This window comes from Klebsiella sp. 141198 (genome assembly GCF_050600785.1).
In the GTDB taxonomy this organism is placed as follows: Bacteria; Pseudomonadota; Gammaproteobacteria; order Enterobacterales; family Enterobacteriaceae; genus Klebsiella; species Klebsiella aerogenes.
Genome location: NZ_JAQIRM010000002.1, coordinates 371,839 through 390,464 on the forward strand (window position 1 = coordinate 371,839; position 18,626 = coordinate 390,464).

19 protein-coding genes are annotated in these 18,626 nt (G+C 55.4%); 7 read left to right on the top strand and 12 right to left on the bottom strand.

Annotated elements, in window-relative coordinates; all coding sequences use genetic code 11:
* Positions 1–3: 3 nt before the first annotated feature.
* The 5 genes from ruvA to aspS form a co-directional block, all read right to left on the bottom strand.
* Positions 4–615 carry a Holliday junction branch migration protein RuvA gene (ruvA, locus tag PGR10_RS07135; protein ID WP_430923252.1) on the bottom strand — a complete coding sequence of 204 codons (612 nt, stop codon included), beginning with the start codon at positions 613–615 and terminating at the stop codon, positions 4–6.
* Positions 616–696: 81 nt separating this feature from the next.
* A complete protein-coding gene (gene ruvC, locus PGR10_RS07140; RefSeq protein WP_015365988.1) occupies positions 697–1,218 on the bottom strand; it encodes a crossover junction endodeoxyribonuclease RuvC in 522 nt (173 codons plus the stop codon).
* A gap of 45 nt (positions 1,219–1,263) precedes the next feature.
* Positions 1,264–2,004 carry a YebC/PmpR family DNA-binding transcriptional regulator gene (locus PGR10_RS07145; protein ID WP_015365987.1) on the bottom strand — a complete coding sequence of 247 codons (741 nt, stop codon included), beginning with the start codon at positions 2,002–2,004 and terminating at the stop codon, positions 1,264–1,266.
* Positions 2,005–2,053: 49 nt separating this feature from the next.
* Entirely contained in the window at positions 2,054–2,497 is a 444-nt protein-coding gene (nudB, locus tag PGR10_RS07150) for a dihydroneopterin triphosphate diphosphatase (RefSeq protein WP_015365986.1), read from the bottom strand.
* A gap of 1 nt (position 2,498) precedes the next feature.
* Positions 2,499–4,286 (bottom strand): aspartate--tRNA ligase, encoded by a 1,788-nt coding sequence (aspS, locus tag PGR10_RS07155; RefSeq protein WP_020078458.1) that lies wholly within the window; start codon positions 4,284–4,286, stop codon positions 2,499–2,501.
* Positions 4,287–4,552: 266 nt separating this feature from the next.
* On the opposite strand from aspS, the gene PGR10_RS07160 reads away from it, so the two are divergent.
* The 5 genes from PGR10_RS07160 to cmoB are packed head-to-tail and all read left to right on the top strand — an operon-like array spanning position 4,553 to position 8,179.
* Positions 4,553–5,119 carry a hydrolase gene (locus PGR10_RS07160; protein WP_430923254.1) on the top strand — a complete coding sequence of 189 codons (567 nt, stop codon included), beginning with the start codon at positions 4,553–4,555 and terminating at the stop codon, positions 5,117–5,119.
* Positions 5,116–5,934, top strand: a complete 819-nt coding sequence (locus tag PGR10_RS07165; protein WP_430923255.1) for a DUF72 domain-containing protein — start codon at positions 5,116–5,118, stop codon at positions 5,932–5,934. Before PGR10_RS07160 ends, PGR10_RS07165 begins: the two co-directional genes overlap by 4 nt.
* A gap of 53 nt (positions 5,935–5,987) precedes the next feature.
* Complete coding sequence (locus tag PGR10_RS07170; RefSeq protein ID WP_015365982.1) at positions 5,988–6,383, top strand: MAPEG family protein; 396 nt, start codon at positions 5,988–5,990, stop codon at positions 6,381–6,383.
* A gap of 39 nt (positions 6,384–6,422) precedes the next feature.
* Entirely contained in the window at positions 6,423–7,166 is a 744-nt protein-coding gene (cmoA, locus tag PGR10_RS07175; RefSeq protein WP_430923256.1) for a carboxy-S-adenosyl-L-methionine synthase CmoA, read from the top strand.
* Positions 7,163–8,179, top strand: coding sequence for a tRNA 5-methoxyuridine(34)/uridine 5-oxyacetic acid(34) synthase CmoB (cmoB, locus tag PGR10_RS07180; RefSeq protein ID WP_316424170.1), 1,017 nt, complete (start codon positions 7,163–7,165; stop codon positions 8,177–8,179). The genes cmoA and cmoB overlap by 4 nt, the downstream gene beginning before the upstream one ends.
* Before the next feature lie 131 nt (positions 8,180–8,310).
* Here cmoB and cutC read toward each other — a convergent pair whose 3' ends face one another.
* Positions 8,311–9,051: a copper homeostasis protein CutC gene (cutC, locus tag PGR10_RS07185; RefSeq protein ID WP_316424171.1), complete on the bottom strand. Its 741-nt coding sequence runs from the start codon at positions 9,049–9,051 to the stop codon at positions 8,311–8,313.
* Between the two features lie 79 nt (positions 9,052–9,130).
* Positions 9,131–9,700 (bottom strand): VOC family protein, encoded by a 570-nt coding sequence (locus PGR10_RS07190; RefSeq protein ID WP_213316868.1) that lies wholly within the window; start codon positions 9,698–9,700, stop codon positions 9,131–9,133.
* Between the two features lie 229 nt (positions 9,701–9,929).
* On the opposite strand from PGR10_RS07190, the gene argS reads away from it, so the two are divergent.
* Positions 9,930–11,663: an arginine--tRNA ligase gene (argS, locus tag PGR10_RS07195; protein WP_113373564.1), complete on the top strand. Its 1,734-nt coding sequence runs from the start codon at positions 9,930–9,932 to the stop codon at positions 11,661–11,663.
* Between the two features lie 79 nt (positions 11,664–11,742).
* Here argS and PGR10_RS07200 read toward each other — a convergent pair whose 3' ends face one another.
* Complete coding sequence (locus PGR10_RS07200; RefSeq protein ID WP_430923257.1) at positions 11,743–12,882, bottom strand: glycoside hydrolase family 88/105 protein; 1,140 nt, start codon at positions 12,880–12,882, stop codon at positions 11,743–11,745.
* 4 nt (positions 12,883–12,886) lie between these two features.
* Positions 12,887–14,470: an MFS transporter gene (locus PGR10_RS07205; protein ID WP_032714837.1), complete on the bottom strand. Its 1,584-nt coding sequence runs from the start codon at positions 14,468–14,470 to the stop codon at positions 12,887–12,889.
* Positions 14,471–14,828: 358 nt separating this feature from the next.
* Between PGR10_RS07205 and uspC the strand changes: the two genes are divergently transcribed.
* The gene (uspC, locus tag PGR10_RS07210; RefSeq protein WP_113373562.1) at positions 14,829–15,251 is read left to right on the top strand and encodes a universal stress protein UspC; all 423 of its coding nucleotides are present in this window, start codon (positions 14,829–14,831) and stop codon (positions 15,249–15,251) included.
* A gap of 28 nt (positions 15,252–15,279) precedes the next feature.
* Here uspC and otsA read toward each other — a convergent pair whose 3' ends face one another.
* From otsA to araH, 3 genes are all read right to left on the bottom strand, one after another.
* A complete protein-coding gene (gene otsA / locus PGR10_RS07215) occupies positions 15,280–16,695 on the bottom strand; it encodes an alpha,alpha-trehalose-phosphate synthase (RefSeq protein ID WP_430923258.1) in 1,416 nt (471 codons plus the stop codon).
* Positions 16,670–17,473 carry a trehalose-phosphatase gene (gene otsB / locus PGR10_RS07220; protein ID WP_113373560.1) on the bottom strand — a complete coding sequence of 268 codons (804 nt, stop codon included), beginning with the start codon at positions 17,471–17,473 and terminating at the stop codon, positions 16,670–16,672. Before otsB ends, otsA begins: the two co-directional genes overlap by 26 nt.
* Positions 17,474–17,634: 161 nt before the next feature.
* Positions 17,635–18,615, bottom strand: a complete 981-nt coding sequence (araH, locus tag PGR10_RS07225) for an L-arabinose ABC transporter permease AraH (RefSeq protein WP_045390289.1) — start codon at positions 18,613–18,615, stop codon at positions 17,635–17,637.
* Between the last annotated feature and the right edge of the window lie 11 nt (positions 18,616–18,626).

Consider the following 18,626-nt stretch of genomic DNA (forward strand, 5'->3'; position numbering starts at 1 on the left):
ACCTCACAACGCCGCGCGCAGCGCTTCGCGGATTAGCATTTCACTATTAGCGTCCGGACGGGCGATTTTGCTCACCATCCGGCTGGCCTCTTGTGGTTTATAGCCCAGCGCCACCAGCGCGGCAACCGCTTCTTGCTCCGCGTCGTCGGCAGTTGGGCCGGCAGGCGTCGTCAGCACCAGATCGGCGGCCGGAGTAAACAGGTCGCCATGCAGGCCTTTAAAGCGGTCTTTCATTTCGACAATTAAACGCTCAGCGGTTTTCTTGCCAATACCAGGCAGTTTCACCAGCGAGGCGACCTCTTCACGCTCAACGGCATTCACGAACTGCTGCGCCGACATGCCGGAAAGGATAGCCAGCGCCAGCTTCGGCCCGACGCCGTTGGTTTTGATAAGCTCTTTAAACAGCGTGCGTTCCTGCTTGTTGTTAAAGCCGTACAGCAGCTGCGCGTCTTCACGCACCACAAAATGGGTGAAGACGATGGCTTCCTGCCCGGCTTCCGGTAGCTCATAGAAGCAGGTCATCGGCATATGGACTTCGTAACCTACGCCCCCGGTTTCCAGTAATACCAGCGGGGGTTGCTTTTCGAGAATGATGCCTCTGAGTCTGCCTATCACGTAGCGCTCCTGAATAAAGGGCCGAAAGTCTAATGCGTTATCATAAAAAAAGGCTGGATGAATATCCAGCCTGATTTGTGATTATCGTAACCGCCCTCGCGCCAGATTGAGCCGGGTCTCGCTAATCTGAGCCAGGTTCTGACTGAGGTGGCAATGGGTGATGGCGATGGCCAATGCATCCGCCGCATCCGCCTGCGGATTTGCCGGAAGTTTCAGCAAAGTACGCACCATATGCTGTACCTGGCTCTTTTCCGCGCTACCGATGCCGACGACGGTTTGCTTAACCTGGCGGGCAGCGTACTCAAAGACCGGCAGGTCCTGGTTCGTCGCCGCGACAATCGCCACCCCGCGCGCCTGCCCAAGCTTCAACGCCGAATCGGCATTTTTCGCCATAAAGACCTGCTCGATAGCGAAATAGTCAGGCTGGAACTGGGTAATAATTTCGGTGACGCCGGCGTAAATCAGCTTCAGCCGCGACGGCAGATCGTCTACTTTGGTGCGGATGCATCCGCTGCCAAGGTAGCTCAACTGCCGCCCGACCTGGCGAATCACGCCATAACCGGTCACGCGTGACCCCGGGTCAATGCCGAGAATAATGGCCATCACGCGCCTCCAGTATTAACTCACCCGCAATACCGGCTACCGGCATCACAGCGTTGCGGCAACCTCATCGGAGATTTCGCCGTTATGATACACTTCCTGCACGTCGTCGCAGTCTTCCAGCATATCAATAAGACGCAGCAGCTTCGGCGCAGTTTCCGCATCCATATCCGCTTTAGTCGACGGGATCATTGAGACTTCAGCAGCATCGGCTTTCAGGCCAGCGGCTTCCAGCGCATCACGTACCGCGCCCATCTCTTCCCAGGCGGTGTAAACGTCAATGGCGCCGTCATCATAGGTGACAACGTCTTCAGCACCCGCTTCCAACGCGGCTTCCATGATGGTGTCTTCGTCGCCTTTCTCGAAGGAGATCACGCCTTTTTTGCTGAACAGATAGGCCACAGAACCGTCGGTTCCGAGGTTACCACCGGTTTTGGTAAAGGCGTGGCGCACTTCGGCTACGGTACGGTTACGGTTGTCGCTCAGACATTCAACCATTACCGCGGTGCCGCCCGGGCCGTAACCTTCATAAATGATGGTTTCCATGTTCGCGTCTTCATCACCGCCGACGCCGCGCGCGATGGCGCGGTTCAGGGTGTCGCGAGTCATGTTGTTGGACAGCGCTTTATCTACCGCCGCGCGCAGACGCGGGTTGGATGCCGGATCGCCGCCGCCCAGACGCGCAGCGGTGACCAGCTCGCGGATGATTTTAGTAAAGATCTTACCGCGCTTGGCATCTTGCGCCGCTTTGCGGTGTTTGGTGTTGGCCCATTTACTATGACCTGCCATAAAAAACTCTCCAAAAAAGCCGTCTTTCCGCGACAAACGCCGCGGGAAGTTACCCGGCGTTAATTACAAATTCTTCAATCGCCTGCCGGTTGCTCCACGATTTAGTTAGCGCGGCGGCATCCGACGCGCTAACCCAGCGGTAATCCAGATGTTCAGTGAAAACAATCTGGCGCTCATGGGGCAGCGCAAGACGGAACCAGAATTCCGTATTGCGCTCGACGCCCGGCGCATAGCGATGACGTAAGTGAGAAAATATCTCGAACTCCACCGTACGCTGACAGTCAATTAAGGCCAGTTGCTCGCGAGCAACGTCAATGGCGACCTCTTCCTTTACTTCGCGCGCGGCGGCCTGCAACGCGGTTTCCCCCTCTTCCAGGCTGCCGGTAACCGACTGCCAGAAAGCGGGATCGTCGCGTCGCTGCAACATCAGCACCCGCTTCGTATCTTCGGCGTAAATCACCACCAGAACGGAGACGGGCAGCTTGAATGACATCTTAGTTGTTCTCCGGAGACTCTTTTGCCTCTTTCGCCACAACCTGAATCCCCAGTTCGCCTAACGCGGCAGGATTCGCGAAGCTCGGCGCTTCGGTCATCAGGCACGCGGCAGCCGTGGTTTTCGGGAAGGCGATAACGTCACGGATGTTATCGGTACCGGTCAGCAGCATGGTCAGGCGATCGAGGCCAAACGCCAGGCCGGCGTGCGGCGGCGTACCGTATTTCAGCGCATCCAGCAGGAAGCCGAATTTTTCACGCTGTTCTTGTTCGTTAATGCCCAGAATACCAAACACGGTTTGCTGCATTTCACCGCTGTGGATACGCACCGAACCACCACCGACTTCGTAGCCATTGATGACCATGTCGTAGGCGTTAGCCACAGCGTCTTCCGGCGCGGCTTTCAGCTCAGCGGCGGTCATATCTTTCGGCGAGGTGAACGGGTGGTGCATCGCAGTCAGGCCGCCTTCGCCGTCGTCTTCGAACATCGGGAAGTCGATAACCCACAGCGGCGCCCATTTGGTCTCGTCGGTGAGATTCAGGTCTTTGCCCAGCTTCAGACGCAGCGCGCCGAGGGCATCGGCAACCACTTTCTTGTTGTCAGCGCCGAAGAAGATCATGTCGCCGTCCTGCGCGCCGGTGCGTTCAAGGATAGCTTCAACGATTTCGGCGTTGAGGAATTTCGCCACCGGGCTATTGATGCCTTCAAGGCCCTTCGCACGCTCGGTCACTTTAATATAGGCCAACCCTTTCGCACCGTAGATCTGCACGAATTTGCCGTATTCATCAATCTGTTTACGGGTCAGCGCCGCGCCGCCCGGCACGCGTAAGGCCGCAACGCGGCCTTTGGCGTCGTTAGCCGGGCCGGAGAAGACGGCGAATTCTACCGCTTTCACCAGATCGGCTACGTCTACCAGCTCCATCGGGTTACGCAGGTCCGGCTTATCGGAACCGTAACGACGCTCTGCTTCGGCAAAGGTCATCACCGGGAATTGACCAAGGTCTACGCCCTTCACGTCCTGCCACAGCTTGCGTACCAGATCTTCCATCACTTCACGCACCTGCGGCGCGGTCATGAACGAGGTTTCAACATCAATCTGGGTAAATTCAGGCTGACGGTCGGCACGCAGGTCTTCGTCGCGGAAGCATTTGACTATCTGATAGTAACGATCGAAACCGGACATCATCAGGAGCTGTTTGAACAGCTGCGGAGACTGCGGCAGCGCGTAGAATTTACCTTTATGGACGCGCGACGGCACCAGATAGTCACGCGCGCCTTCCGGCGTGGCTTTGGTCAGCATCGGGGTTTCGATATCGAGGAACCCGTGATCGTCCATGAAGCGGCGCACGAAGCTGGTGATTTTTGCGCGGGTTTTCAGGCGCTGAGCCATTTCCGGACGACGCAGGTCCAAGTAGCGGTATTTCAGGCGAGCTTCTTCGGTGTTGACGTGGTTGGAGTCCAGCGGCAGCGCTTCCGCGCGGTTGATGATGGTCAGGTCAGACGCCAGCACTTCGATTTCGCCGGTGGCCATCTCGCGGTTAACGTTGCGCTCTTCACGCGCACGCACGGTACCGGTGATTTGGATGCAGAACTCATTACGCAGTTCGGAAGCCAGTTTTAATGCATCCGCACGATCCGGATCGAAAAACACCTGCACGATGCCTTCACGGTCGCGCATATCGATAAAGATAAGGCTACCGAGATCACGACGACGGTTGACCCAACCACACAGGGTCACTTGCTGCCCCACGTGGGACTGACGTAGCTGTCCGCAATATTCTGTACGCATGAGATATCCCTTAACTTAGCCGCAGGCGGATGTTGCCTGCCTTGCAGGCGACGAGGTCGCAGCTTTGCTGAATGTCACTACTGAATGAAAAAAGGCGGCTATTATACTGGAAATTCTGTCTGACGATAAGCCCGACGCAGTTTGTACGCTGCTTTGCTGCGCGCTTATTGCTTGTGCTCACATAAATTAACAAAATTTGTTACCCTTGAGCCGAATTAGCAACGGTATTGTAGCGGCCTGACAACAGAACAAGATACGGGGATACCATGTTAGAACTCAATGCGAAAAAAACCGCGCTGGTCGTTATTGACCTGCAAGAAGGCATTTTACCCTTTGCCGGCGGCCCGCACCGCGCCGACGAGGTGGTGGCGCGCGCGGCAAAGCTGGCTGAAAAATGTCGTCAACAGGATTCGCCCGTCATCATGGTTCGCGTCGGCTGGTCCGCCGATTTCGCTGAAGCGTTAAAACAGCCGGTGGATGCCCAGGCTGGCGCCGCGAAGTTGCCTGAAAACTGGTGGGTCTATCCGCCAGCGCTTGGCAAACAGGATAGCGATATTGAAGTGACGAAACGCCAATGGGGCGCGTTCTACGGCACCGATCTTGAACTGCAGCTTCGCCGCCGCGGTATCGACACCATTATTCTTTGCGGTATCTCCACCAATATCGGCGTGGAATCCACCGCCCGCAATGGCTGGGAACTCGGTTTTAATCTGGTCATTGCCGAGGATGCGTGCAGCGCCGCTTCCGCCGAGCAGCACCAGGGCAGTATGACGCATATCTTCCCGCGCATCGCCCGCGTGCGCAGCACCGAGGACATTCTCGCCGCCTTATGATTTATATCGGGCTTCCGCAATGGTCGCACCCTAAATGGGTGCGCCTTGGCATCACCAGCCTTGAAGAGTATGCCCGCCATTTTAACTGCGTGGAGGGTAATACCACCCTGTATGCCTTACCAAAGGCCGAGATTGTCGATCGCTGGTATCAACAAACTCACGATGATTTTCGCTTCTGTTTTAAATTCCCGGCCACGATTTCGCATCAGGCGGCGCTGCGCGACTGCGACGACTTAAGCCACGAATTTTTTACTCGTCTGGCGCCGCTGGAATCGCGCATCGGCCAGTACTGGCTGCAGTTGCCCGCCACCTTCGGGCCACGAGACCTCCCTGCCCTGTGGCAGTTTCTCGATACGCTACCGAAAAACTTCACCTACGGCGTTGAAGTTCGCCATCCTGAGTTTTTCGCCAAAGGCGATGCTGAACAACAGCTTAATCGTGGCTTGCACCAGCGCAACGCCAACCGCGTGATCCTCGATAGCCGCCCGGTACATAGCGCCGTCGCGCGCAACCCGGCGATGATTGACGCGCAAAAAAAGAAACCCAAAGTTCCGGTTCACGCGGTCATGACCGCGGAGCAGCCGATGGTGCGTTTTATCGGCAGCGACGATATGGCGCAGAATCGCGAATTATTTCGCGTCTGGTTACAGACGCTGCCAAAGTGGCATCAGTCAGCCACGCCATGGCTGTTTCTACATACCCCGGATATCGCCCAGGCGCCTGAACTGGTAGATACCTTATGGGAAGATCTACGCGCGGTGCTGCCGGGCGTCGGCGCGGCGCCGTCAATTCCGCAGCAATCCTCGCTTTTCTGATATCCTGCTATGATAGTCGGAGCCACCTGACATAATTAAAGGGAGTTTTGGGTATGGTCAGCGCGCTGTATGCGGTTTTGGGTGCGTTATTGTTAATCAAGTTTTCCTTCGATGTGGTACGTCTGCGCATGCAGTATCGCGTCGGCTATGGCGACGGTGGTTTTAGCGAACTACAGGTCGCTATTCGCGTTCATGGCAATGCGGTGGAATACGTCCCCATTGGGCTTATCTTGCTGCTGTTCATGGAAATGAACGGCGCGCTAACCTGGATGGTGCACGTTTGCGGTATCTTGCTGATTGCCGGACGCCTGATGCACTCGTACGGTTTCCATCATCGCCTGTTCCGCTGGCGGCGTTCCGGAATGAGCGCTACCTGGTGCTCGCTGTTGCTGATGGTGCTGGCTAACCTGTGGTATATGCCCTGGGAGTTGGTTTTCTCCCTGCGTTAGCGCACAATACGCCGTTTTCGTTTTTTCGGGTTTAACGTTATGTCTCACCGCGATACGCTTTTTTCCGCGCCGATTGCCAGTCTCGGCGACTGGACCTTTGATGAACGGGTAGCCGAAGTCTTCCCGGATATGATCCAGCGCTCCGTTCCTGGTTACTCCAATATTATTTCAATGATCGGCATGCTGGCTGAGCGTTTTGTTCAGCCAAATACACAGGTTTACGATCTCGGCTGCTCGCTCGGCGCCGCGACGCTTTCCGTGCGTCGCAATATCGCGCATCCGGGATGCAAAATTATCGCCATCGATAACTCCCCGGCGATGGTGGAACGCTGCCGTCGTCATATTGATGCCTATAAAGCACCGACGCCGGTTGAGGTTATTGAGGGCGATATTCGCCATATCGCCATTGAAAATGCTTCGATGGTCGTCTTGAACTTCACTATTCAGTTCCTCGAGCCGAGCGAACGTCAGGCGATCCTGGATAAAGTCTATCAGGGGCTAAATCCTGGCGGCGCGCTGGTGCTTTCCGAAAAATTCAGCTTTGAAGACGCCAACGTCGGCGAACTGCTGTTTAACATGCACCATGACTTCAAACGCGCCAATGGCTATAGCGAACTGGAAATCAGCCAGAAACGCAGCATGCTGGAAAACGTGATGCTGACGGATACGGTGGAAACCCACAAAGCGCGTCTGCGCCAGGCCGGGTTTGAACATGCCGAACTGTGGTTCCAGTGTTTTAACTTTGGTTCGTTGGTGGCGGTAAAGTCCGGGGATCGGTCATGATCGACTTCAGTAATTTTTATCAGTTGATCGCGAAAGGGCCGCTCTCCCACTGGCTGGAAACCCTGCCCGCTCAGGTCGCGGCCTGGCAACGCGAAGCGCTACACGGCAAGTTTCGTGAATGGGAACGCGCCGTTGAGTTTCTGCCCGAACTGTCGCCCTGGCGTCTTGATCTATTGCATAGCGTCACGGCGGAAAGCGAAACGCCACTCAGCGAAGGCCACCAGCTGCGAATTGAAAATCTGCTGCGAAACCTGATGCCGTGGCGTAAAGGCCCTTATTCGCTGTATGGCATTAATATCGATACCGAATGGCGTTCCGACCTGAAATGGGAACGCGTGCTGCCTCATCTTTCCGATCTCACCGGTCGTACTATCCTTGATGTCGGCTGCGGCAGTGGTTATCACATGTGGCGAATGATCGGCGCCGGCGCGCATCTGGCGGTCGGTATCGACCCAACCCAGCTGTTCTTATGCCAGTTTGAAGCAGTGCGTAAACTCATCGGCAACGATCAGCGCGCGCACCTGCTGCCGCTCGGCATCGAACAACTGCCGGCGCTGGAAGCTTTTGATACCGTCTTTTCGATGGGCGTGCTCTATCACCGCCGTTCCCCGCTGGATCATCTGTGGCAGCTCAAAGATCAGCTAGCCCCCGGCGGCGAGCTGGTACTGGAGACACTGGTCGTTGAAGGCGATGAAAATACGGTGCTGGTGCCCGGTGACCGCTACGCGCAAATGCGTAACGTTTATTTCATTCCTTCCGCAGCCGCGCTGAAACAGTGGCTGGAGAAGTGCGGATTCATCGATGTGCGCATTGTTGACACCTGTGTGACCACCAGCGAAGAGCAGCGCCGCACCGAATGGATGACGACGGAATCACTCGCCGATTTCCTCGATCCGCGTGACAGCAGCAAAACGCTGGAAGGTTACCCCGCGCCGCTGCGTGCGGTGATCGTCGCCACTAAACCAGAAACGCAGCAGTCGCTGGCCAAAAAAGCGGCCGCGGCCAGGGCGTAATTCACCTCAGCCGACCACTGGTGGCGCTCGCGGGATAAAAAAAGGCCCCTGTTGAAATTGCAGGGGCCTGGTACGGGCAATCATCATATTGGGCGACATGATGTGCAGCAAAAAACGGTCATCTTCGCGGGTTAACCCCGCGCGGCAGAAATAATCTGTTTCATTTCCGCCACCGCCTCGCCGTTAACGGCATAGCGGCAATATTCGTCGGCATCTGCGTCGGTGGACATCGATAACCCCGGATTACGAAAGCGCATCGGCGATGGCAACCACTGCCCCGCGGAACTATGCACCTCTTTGAGGCCTGCCTGCAGAAATTGTTGCATATTGGCAGCCCGCACTCCCGCTCCGGCCATAATGATTGGAGTATCACCCAGGGCAATTAGTTCCATAATTTTTGCAAGACCTTGTTCCGCCGTTGGCCGTTGACCGGAAGTGAGGATCCGAGCAACGCCCAGTTCAGCAAGCGAATGCCAGGCCTGACGCGGGTCGGCGCACATATCAAAGGCCCGATGGAAGGTCACCGCCAGCGGCCCCGCCGCCGCCATAATTTTTTGCATGCGGGCGATATCCACCTGGCCGTCAGCATCGAGCACGCCAATCACCAGACCCGCAAAACCCAGATCTCTGACCGTCGCCACATCATCCAGCATGGCGGCAAATTCGCCCTCGGTGTAACAAAAATCGCCGCCGCGCGGGCGAATAATCGGATGAACCGGAATCGAGATACTCGCTCGCGCCGAACGCAGCACGCCCAGCGACGGCGTTAATCCGCCCTCCTGCGGCGCGGCGCACAGTTCAATGCGATCGGCGCCGCAACGCTGCGCCTCCAGCGCGCACTCCATGCTATAGCAGCAGACTTCCAGCAACATCGTTCCCTTCTCCATTTTCATTACGGGCAACACAGCATGTCACGATTTATCCTCACAGACGCCGCGCGGCTTCACACTGTTAAGTATCGGATCGCTCGCTGGCGACGATTTGCTCGATCGACCAGGGGTGGAATTTAATGGTCACTTTGCCGTCCGTGACCGCCAGCGTCGGGTTCGGCAAACGTTCACGCTCCCCTTTCGGCGCACTGGTTTTCACAAAAATCCCCGGCTGGCTGAGTCCATCATCAGAAAGTAGCGCCAGGGCGCGGGCATTCAGCGTCTCCGGCTCGCCCGGCAGAACGATTTCGATATGCTCCCAGCCTTCGTGCGGGTAACGTTTTTCACCCGGCCAGGGCAACTCCACAACCGTAAAGCGCCAGTGGGCGACACAAATGGGTTCGGCAAGCTTAAATAAGCAAATGGGGCGGCCATTAATGATATTTTCCGATAGCAACGTGCCGCAACGCTCCAGCCCCTGCCGCCAGCGCTCCGCCGTCGTATTTTGATGACAACGCAGCGAAATATGATCGGCGTCCAGCGGTGTCATATCCAGCCCCAGACGAACCGCCAGCGCCAGTATGGCATCGCTAAAACGCGGTAAATCCGCCGAAATATCATTCAGTTCATCAATTTGCTGCCAGTTTGCCATCTTGCGCCTCGGTGATCGCTAAAAAGGCTAATTTATCCTGTTTCGCCGCCCCGACCAACCGCCAATCCGCGCGCCGGGATGACGAATGGTTATTCATTAAGCGTGCTGATTTTCAACTTGCGCGCGGTGCTGACGGCTGGGCGCAAATGCAGTATACTCCCGCCTTAATTTGTCCATGTTCCGGCGCCGCCCCACAGGGGTTCTCGCGCCTTAAAAGTAAGGTATTCCGGTGAATATTCAGGCTCTTCTCTCAGAAAAAGTCAGCCAGGCCCTGATCGCGGCAGGCGCGCCTGCCGATTGCGAACCTCAGGTCCGCCAGTCAGCAAAAGTTCAGTTCGGCGACTATCAGGCCAATGGCGTGATGGCGGTGGCCAAAAAACTGGGCATGGCGCCGCGACAACTTGCAGAGCAGGTACTGTCTCATCTCGATCTGAACGGCATTGCCAATAAAGTCGAAATCGCCGGACCGGGCTTTATCAATATTTTCCTCGATCCAGCTTTCCTGGCGGAAAACGTCAATCTCGCGCTGCAGTCCGAGCGCCTGGGCGTGGCGAAACCACAGCCGCAGACTATCGTTGTTGACTACTCCGCGCCGAACGTGGCGAAAGAGATGCACGTCGGCCATCTGCGTTCAACCATCATCGGCGATGCCTCGGTACGTACGCTGGAGTTCCTCGGCCATCGCGTTATCCGCGCCAACCACGTCGGTGACTGGGGTACCCAGTTCGGTATGCTCATCGCTTATCTGGAAAAGCAGCAGCAGGAAAACGCCGGCGAAATGGCGCTGGCCGACCTCGAAGGTTTCTACCGCGAAGCGAAAAAGCACTATGACGAAGACGAAGCCTTCGCCGAGCGCGCGCGTAGCTACGTGGTTAAGCTGCAGGGCGGCGACGAGTACTTCCTGCAGATGTGGCGCAAACTGGTCGACATCACCATGTCGCAAAACCAGATCACCTACGATCGCCTGAATGTCACTCTGACCCGCGATGATGTGATGGGTGAGAGCCTGTACAACCCGATGCTGCCGGGGATCGTTGCCGATCTGAAAGCAAAAGGCATGGCCGTCGAGAGCGAAGGCGCGACCGTGGTCTTCCTTGATGAATACAAAAACAAAGAAGGCGAACCGATGGGCGTCATCATCCAGAAAAAGGATGGCGGCTACCTCTACACCACTACCGATATCGCCTGCGCAAAATACCGTTATGAAACGCTGCATGCCGACCGCGTGCTCTACTACATCGACTCTCGTCAGCATCAGCATCTGATGCAGGCATGGACTATTGTCCGTAAAGCCGGCTATGTACCGGAGTCCGTACCGCTGGAACATCACATGTTCGGCATGATGCTCGGTAAAGACGGTAAACCGTTCAAAACACGCGCCGGCGGTACCGTAAAACTGGCCGATCTGCTGGACGAAGCGCTGGAGCGCGCACGCCGCCTGGTGGCCGAGAAGAACCCGGATATGCCGGCCGATGAGCTGGAAAAACTGGCCAATGCGGTGGGTATCGGCGCGGTGAAATATGCCGATCTGTCGAAAAACCGCACTACCGATTACATTTTCGACTGGGATAACATGCTGGCGTTCGAAGGTAATACCGCGCCTTACATGCAGTATGCCTATACCCGTGTGCTGTCGGTGTTCCGTAAAGCCGGTATCGACGAAAGCGCGCTGGCTGCCGCGCCGGTAGTTATTAGTGAAGATCGCGAAGCGCAGTTGGCTGCCCGCCTGCTGCAGTTCGAAGAAACGCTGGCCGTCGTCGCCCGTGAAGGTACTCCGCACGTAATGTGCGCCTACCTGTACGATCTGGCCGGTCTGTTCTCTGGTTTCTACGAACACTGCCCGATCCTCAGCGCCGAAAGCGAAGAGGCCCGTAATAGCCGCCTGAAACTGGCGCTGCTGACGGCGAAGACGCTGAAGTTGGGCCTCGATACTCTGGGTATTGAGACCGTAGAGCGGATGTAAAAACAAACCCGGTGAAAGCCGGGTTTGTTTTATTCGTCGCCCCGGTCCGCACAGCGCGGCCGGGGAATCAATGCCGCTATCAGAAATATTTGCGCAGATACTCCGTCAGACAAAGAATCGCCATCGCCTGGCCGTACGGCATCGAGGTGAGCGGAATTTGCCGGTAAAAATCGAGATCGGAGCCCATTCCGGTACCAAACGAGGTTTGCAGCAGTTCCCCCTCTGGTGAAATATGTCGCACAATCCCGCGTATCGCCTTTTCGGCAACCTCGGTGTACTCCGCCCCGACATAACGCTTGCGTATCGCTTTCAGGATGCCGTAAGCGAAGCCCGCCGTCGCTGACGCTTCAAGATAGGAATGCGGATCGTCGAGCAGGGTATGCCAAAGCCCGCTCTCATCCTGACATTTCGCTAACGCGGCAATTTGCGCATTCAGCACCTGTAGCAGATAGCGGCGTAACGCACTGCCCTCTGGCAAATCCACCAGCTCAAGGAAGTCCGGGATCACGATGGTGAGCCAGCTGTTACCTCGCGCCCAGCGCGCACGCGCAAAGTTGTGCCGACCGTCGTAATTCCAGCCGTGGAACCACAGGCCAGTCTCTTTATCCATCAGGTTCTGTACGTGCAGCAAAAACTGATAGGTTGCTTCTTCAATGTACTGCGGACGATTTAGTAATTTACCGATTTTGGCTAGCGGCAGCACCGTCATCATCAGCGTGTCATCCCACATCTGCTGATGGTTCTCTTCCGCCAGGGTAATGTGCTGCATGCCTCCCTGCTCGGTGCGCGGCATCTCATGCATCGCCCACTCGGCCCAGCTATCGAGCCATGGTAGATACTCCTGACGCCCGGTCTCTTCATAGCGATAAGCCAGCGTCAGAAACGGCGCCATGGTATTGACGTTTTTGGTGGTAGCCCCTTCGGCGAAGCGGTCGGCGAACCAGCCGTCAATGATATCGCGCATCGCGATATCGCCGGTTTGTTGATAATACTGGTAGATGCCGTACAGCCCAACGCCGTGGGTCCATTCCCAACCGGCCCAGCCTTTGGTATCGATGACCCGCCCGTCGTCCAGCCGAAGTAAAAACTGCCCGCTTTCATCCTTAATATTCACCAGGTTTTGCGTCACATTACGGATCAATGTCTGAAGCTCACTGCGAGCGATAAAGCGCTCAGGCTGACGCAATAATGGGCTATGTTTGACCGGCCAAACTTTCATGTTCTTAACCTCTGGTATATGTCGAATTCAAAGTGCCGCCCTGATTCAGCGCCGGGGCGGCAGGTTTATTGCGATTCAGGTAGCCAATGTTGTTATTACCCCACAGGCAGTCGTAAGGCATTCCCGCCAGCATCTCAACTACCGCACGGTTTTCCGCCGTCGCCTGCTCGGGCTGTGCGTAACCGATATCACGCATCACCAGCGTCTCGGCGCGGAGCACACTGTGCGTATGTAAGTTGAGTTTAAAGCGCAGGGAGACCAGGAAGCCGCAGGCCAGCACCACTAAAGTACCGACGCTAAGGATCAACAGAATGGTGTGACTAACGCCTTCCGGCTGAATTTTTTGCCCGGAAACAAAGCCCGATAATTGCATGATGATACCAACCAGCATCACCGCCCCCGCCTGGGATGCTTTGCGGGTCAGCGTCATAATACCGGCGAAAATGCCCTCTCGACGCTGGCCGGTAATGACTTCGTCGACGTCGGCAATATAGGTGTAGGTATTCCACGGCACGTAATTAATGCCGCCGCGCCCCAGGCCCGCGATCGCGGAAATGAGCAGTAATAATGAATAGACGTCGCTCAGCCCCGCGTAATAGAGCACGGCATAAGAGAGAGAGCTCAAACCAAACAGCACCACTACCATGCGGTATGAAGGCGCCGGGCCAAAGCGGATGCAGAGCGGGATCATGGCGATAACCGCGATGAACTGGAAGATAGCCATCGTGCCGAGCAGGTTAGAGGCGACAGAGGCGTCCTGCATCAGCACAAAGACCACGTAATAGGTAAACACGGCGTTGAACACGTCCTGCGCGATATAGCCGCCCAGATACATACCAAGATGCTGGCGGAAGATTTTAATGCGCAGCGTAGAGCTGAGTTCAATAAAGAGGCGATTAAGACTCTGCGCGAGGGTTAAGTTGCGCTTTTCTTCTTCCGCACGTAGCGCCGCTTCAGACCACGCTTCCCGCGGGCGTTCCCAGGTGAAAAACCAGACGAAGGTCAGCATTAGCGCGCACAGCACCGAAAAGACCAGGCTTGCGTAAAAAAATGAGCTGGCGTTATCTTTACCCAGTTGGGTGAGCAGGATCCCCGGTAAAAACGAGGCTAAAATCGCCGACATTTGCGCCATGGAAATACGCGCGCCGGAAAATTTGGTTTTCTGTTTGAAATCATCGGTCATCTCCGGCACCAGCGTCTCGTAAGGCACCAGAATCATGGTATAGACAATATCAAACAGCAGATAAGTTGCGAGGTAGTACCAGAATCCCATATCGCCTACCCACATCATTGAGTAGCTAAAAACGCAGGGAATCCCGAGCAAAATAAAAAATTTGCGTCTGCCGAACCGCTTACCCAGCCAGGTAGAGCCAAAGTTATCGGTTAAGAAGCCCATCAGCGGGCTGACGACCGCGTCGAGCACGCGCGCGGTGGCGAAAATGAGCGTCGCCTCAATGGGCGATAGCCCGCAGAAGGTGGTGTAAAAATAGAGTAGCCATGCTGCGGTTAGCGCGGTGGTTCCCGCGCCGAGAAAATCGCCGGAACCATAGGCGAGATAATTAGCCAAACCGATTTTTCGTGTTTTCATCGCCGTAAATCCTGTCTCTTTTTTATTAGATAACTTCGGTCTTACCACGGGCTATACCGAAGTTTTGCGGATACATGGCTACAGTAAGATCATGAAAACCGGCTTACCTTTGCATTTTTGCCAGTACCAATCATTCAGTGGCAAAAAAACAAAGGGCCGGGCAACATGCGTCACCGATTTATAAAACAGCGTTTCTTTTAAAGCAAAAGAGGGAATCATTTTTGCGAGTCAGCTGCCAGAATCTGATACCACACGTTCGCAGAAAGGCGTTTTCAACCGCGCGAATACCCCTTGTGGAAAAATGGAATTAGGAGTAAAGAAAGTAGAAAGGTCCCGTTGCGTATCTCAAGGAGGCTAGATGCCCTACTCTCATCTGTTAGTCGCCGTCGCCCCAACGCCGGAAAGCCGCATGTTGGTCAATAAAGCGGTGTCTATAGCACGTCCGTTCAATGCGCAGGTCAGCCTGATCACGCTGGCGACAGATCCGGAGATGTATAATCAGTTCGCCGCGCCGATGATGGAGAATTTGCGTGAGATTATGCAGGAGGAGACACGTAGCTTTCTTAATGAACTCGCCGCCCAGGCGGAGTATCCCATCAGCAAAATGACTATCGCCAGCGGCGAGCTTTGTCATCACGTGAAGGATTTTTGTCGTCAGCATCACGTCGACCTGGTGATCTGCGGCAACCATAACCAGAGCCTGTTTTCCCGCGCGACCTGTTCAGCGAAGAATATCGTCGGCAGCAGCGGCGTTGATGTGCTGTTGGTTTCCCTGGAATAAGCTGATGCCGAAGCATCAGCCGTTTTGACTACGCGGAGGGAGTAACTACGGTTGACTGCTGGCAGCTATCTTCATGCGACTTTACCCGCTTTAGATCGGCAACAAACTGCGCCTGCCAGTTATCAATATCATTACTCTCGATCGCCTTGAGCATTTTGCCATGGCGAATAATTCGCTCGGCAAGCGGCATCGTAAGTGCGCGATCCAGCGCCGCCGCCACTTCATCGCGATCGTAGGGGTTGACGATGAGCGCGGAAGTCAGTTCATTAGCCGCGCCAGCGAACTGCGATAACACCAGCACCCCTGGGTTTGCGGGATCCTGTGCGGCGACAAACTCCTTGGCTACGAGGTTCATGCCGTCGCGCAGCGGCGTGACAAGCCCCACGTCGGAATAACGAAATACCTTCATGAGCAGTTTGCGATCGAAATGCTGATTCAGATAATACAGCGGCGTCCACCCCAGTTGACCATAGTGGCCGTTGATTCGTCCGGCGGCCGTTTCCAGCTGATGGCGGATATCCTGATACGCCTGAACATCACCCCGCGAAGTGGGCGCTATCTGGGTATAGCGAATTTTCCCACGATGCTGGGGGTAGTTTTCCAATAGCGCCTCGTAAGCCTGAAAACGCTCCGGCAACCCCTTGGAGTAATCCAGCCGCTCAACGGAAAAAATATTCTTAACGCCTTTTAGTTCAGCTTTCAATTGAGCCAACTTCGGCGGCAACGGCCCGCTGGCGCTGCGCGCGACCTCCTGAGGCTCAATGCTTATCGGATAGACGGCAGTACGGAACGTCTTGCCCCAGGCGCGGTATTGCTGATGCCCCACTTCACATAAGGTGGTTTGCTGGGCGACGCAATCAACAAATGCCTGTCGGTCATTTTCGGTCTGAAAGCCGAGCAAATCATAATCACAAAGCTGTTCAAGAAGCTCCGCATGTGGAGGTAAGGCGTTGAATATTTCAGGCGTCGGGAACGGAATATGCAGGAAAAAGCCGATGCGGTTCTTCACACCGTTTTTGCGTAATTCGCTGGCAAATGGCAACAGATGATAATCATGAACCCAAATCATATCGTCGTCGGCTAGCAGCGGCAGCAGCTTTTGCGCCACGGCAGCGTTAACGCGTAAATAGCCATCCCAGGCCGGACGCTGAAAATTGACTAAGTCGAGACGATAGTGAAAAGCGGGCCATAGCACCGCATTGGAAAATTGATTGTAGTAGAGTTCGTGGTCTTCTTCGCTCAGGTTGAATGAGGCCCAGGAAATATCCCCCTTACTCACCTTCTTCAACGGCTGGTTATCATCGCCGATTTCCCCACTCCAACCAAACCACGTGCCGCCGCTCGCCTTCAGCGCACCTAAAATGCCCACCGCCAGGCCGCCTGCGCTGGCCTTTTTATCATTCGGCGTTGCAATACGGTTAGATACTACGACTAAACGACCCATGGTCATCCCTCCCGTTAGTGAATACATCCAGGCATTGCGTATTGTCGACGACATGACGTAACCACTGATGTACGGCGGCAACATTTGCCAGCCGCCAGCGCGCCTGTGTGTCGCCTTGTCCAACTTTTATCGATATTCCGCCTAATTGATTAACCATAGTAAAACCCGCCTCATCAGTCAGGTCATCGCCGATAAATACCGGCGTTCGTCCCGCAAAAGGCGCTTCCCGCATAAACGCGGCAATCGCTTCACCTTTGTTGATGCCACGTGGCTTGATCTCTACGACACACTTCCCTTGCTGAATGGCCAGAATCGGATAACGCTGTACGATTTCCTGCGCCAATGCCAGGATGGCGCTCTGGTGTTGTGGCGCCTGGCGATAGTGCAGCGCAAAAGCGATGCCTTTATCTTCCAGTTCACTGCCAGGCAACGTCTGGAGCGCCGACGTTAATGCTTCGCCGACTTCACGGCTGAGCGCCGGCGGTAGTGATACATCATGTCTTTTTCCATTGATATCGCGGCGTTCAGCCCCGTGGACGCCGGCAAGCGGTAATCGCCAGTGACGGGTAAGTGCATCGAGCTCTGCGAGTGAGCGCCCTGAAATCAATGCCACAGCGTCATGTTGCTGCTGTGCCAGTAATCGCAACATCTGAAGGACGTCTTCGGGGATAACAACCTGATCGGGATGAGGTTTGATATCGGCAAGCGTGCCGTCAAGATCCAGAAAAAAAGCGTGGTTTCCGGTTAGCTCAGGCGGTACAGATATCTGGTCAGCCACCCTGTGTTCCTCCTTATCATGGCCAGCGTTATGCTGGTTGTTAACTAATTGTTAGCCATGTAAGTATAGACAGTGTGACCAGCCTCGCCATTTTTGATAGTCACCGCCAGCGCAGCGGGCGCCGGCGGGACATTAGGAGTAGACTTAAAAGTTGCGCGCAATTAATGCGAACGTTTCGCTTTTTGCTTGTAACGGTCGAAGATAACCGCTGCCAGCAATATTACCCCACGGACCACATATTGCGAGAATGGCGAGATGTTCAGCAGGTTCATCGCATTCTCCACGGTACCCAGGATCAGGATCCCGGCCACCACATAAGAGATCTTACCGATCCCGCCTTTTAGCGAGACGCCGCCCAGGACACAGGCCGAGATCACAATCAGTTCATAACCAATTGAGGTCATAGGCTGCCCGCTGGTCATGCGCGAAGCCAGGATAATCCCCGCCGCCGCCGATACCAGACCTGAAAGAACAAAGATGATGATCTTGGTACGAACAACCGGCACCCCCGCCAGGCGCGCCGCCTCTTCATTGCCCCCTATGGCCAGCGTGTTGCGGCCAAAGGTGGTTTTATTCAGTAGCAGCCCAAAGACGATCAGGCAGGCAACCGTCAGCCAGATAGGCGCCGGCAGACCAAGCCAGTTGGCATAACCCAGGGTGAAGAAACGTTCATCCTCAATGCCAACCGCTTTACCATCGGAAATAATATAGGCCAGCCCGCGGACGATTTGCATGGTAGCCAGAGTTGTGATTAGCGCGTTGATTTTCAAACGCGCAATAACAAAACCATTCACCAGCCCGCTGACCGCCCCCAATAGTAATCCGGCGGCAATACCAATCCACAGACTTTCGGTGAGATTAATAACGACTGCTGTCGTCACACCGGCACAGGCAATGACCGAAGCGACTGACAGATCGAAATCCCCGGAGGCCAGGCAGAACAACATACCGCAGGCAACCATTCCCGACATGGAAATCGCCAGCCCCAGCCCTTTCATATTGACGAAAGAGGCAAAGTTAGGAACAAAGATCACGCAGCCGATGAACAACACGGCGAAGACCACCAGCATACCAAACTGATCCCAGATTCGGCCGAAGCTGAAAGAGGATCGTGCGGCGCTGGGCGTAGTTACAGATGACATCATTCACTCCT

What these genes read in the sequence shown, in the direction of transcription:
- ruvC (WP_015365988.1), bottom strand. Translation starts at nt 1,218, where the DNA reads ATGGCCATTATTCTCGGCATTGACCCGGGGTCACGCGTGACCGGTTAT.
- PGR10_RS07145 (WP_015365987.1), bottom strand. Translation starts at nt 2,004, where the DNA reads ATGGCAGGTCATAGTAAATGGGCCAACACCAAACACCGCAAAGCGGCG.
- nudB (WP_015365986.1), bottom strand. Translation starts at nt 2,497, where the DNA reads ATGTCATTCAAGCTGCCCGTCTCCGTTCTGGTGGTGATTTACGCCGAA.
- aspS (WP_020078458.1), bottom strand. Translation starts at nt 4,286, where the DNA reads ATGCGTACAGAATATTGCGGACAGCTACGTCAGTCCCACGTGGGGCAG.
- PGR10_RS07160 (WP_430923254.1), top strand. Translation starts at nt 4,553, where the DNA reads ATGTTAGAACTCAATGCGAAAAAAACCGCGCTGGTCGTTATTGACCTG.
- PGR10_RS07165 (WP_430923255.1), top strand. Translation starts at nt 5,116, where the DNA reads ATGATTTATATCGGGCTTCCGCAATGGTCGCACCCTAAATGGGTGCGC.
- PGR10_RS07170 (WP_015365982.1), top strand. Translation starts at nt 5,988, where the DNA reads ATGGTCAGCGCGCTGTATGCGGTTTTGGGTGCGTTATTGTTAATCAAG.
- cmoA (WP_430923256.1), top strand. Translation starts at nt 6,423, where the DNA reads ATGTCTCACCGCGATACGCTTTTTTCCGCGCCGATTGCCAGTCTCGGC.
- cmoB (WP_316424170.1), top strand. Translation starts at nt 7,163, where the DNA reads ATGATCGACTTCAGTAATTTTTATCAGTTGATCGCGAAAGGGCCGCTC.
- cutC (WP_316424171.1), bottom strand. Translation starts at nt 9,051, where the DNA reads ATGTTGCTGGAAGTCTGCTGCTATAGCATGGAGTGCGCGCTGGAGGCG.
- PGR10_RS07190 (WP_213316868.1), bottom strand. Translation starts at nt 9,700, where the DNA reads ATGGCAAACTGGCAGCAAATTGATGAACTGAATGATATTTCGGCGGAT.
- PGR10_RS07200 (WP_430923257.1), bottom strand. Translation starts at nt 12,882, where the DNA reads ATGAAAGTTTGGCCGGTCAAACATAGCCCATTATTGCGTCAGCCTGAG.
- PGR10_RS07205 (WP_032714837.1), bottom strand. Translation starts at nt 14,470, where the DNA reads ATGAAAACACGAAAAATCGGTTTGGCTAATTATCTCGCCTATGGTTCC.
- uspC (WP_113373562.1), top strand. Translation starts at nt 14,829, where the DNA reads ATGCCCTACTCTCATCTGTTAGTCGCCGTCGCCCCAACGCCGGAAAGC.
- otsA (WP_430923258.1), bottom strand. Translation starts at nt 16,695, where the DNA reads ATGGGTCGTTTAGTCGTAGTATCTAACCGTATTGCAACGCCGAATGAT.
- araH (WP_045390289.1), bottom strand. Translation starts at nt 18,615, where the DNA reads ATGTCATCTGTAACTACGCCCAGCGCCGCACGATCCTCTTTCAGCTTC.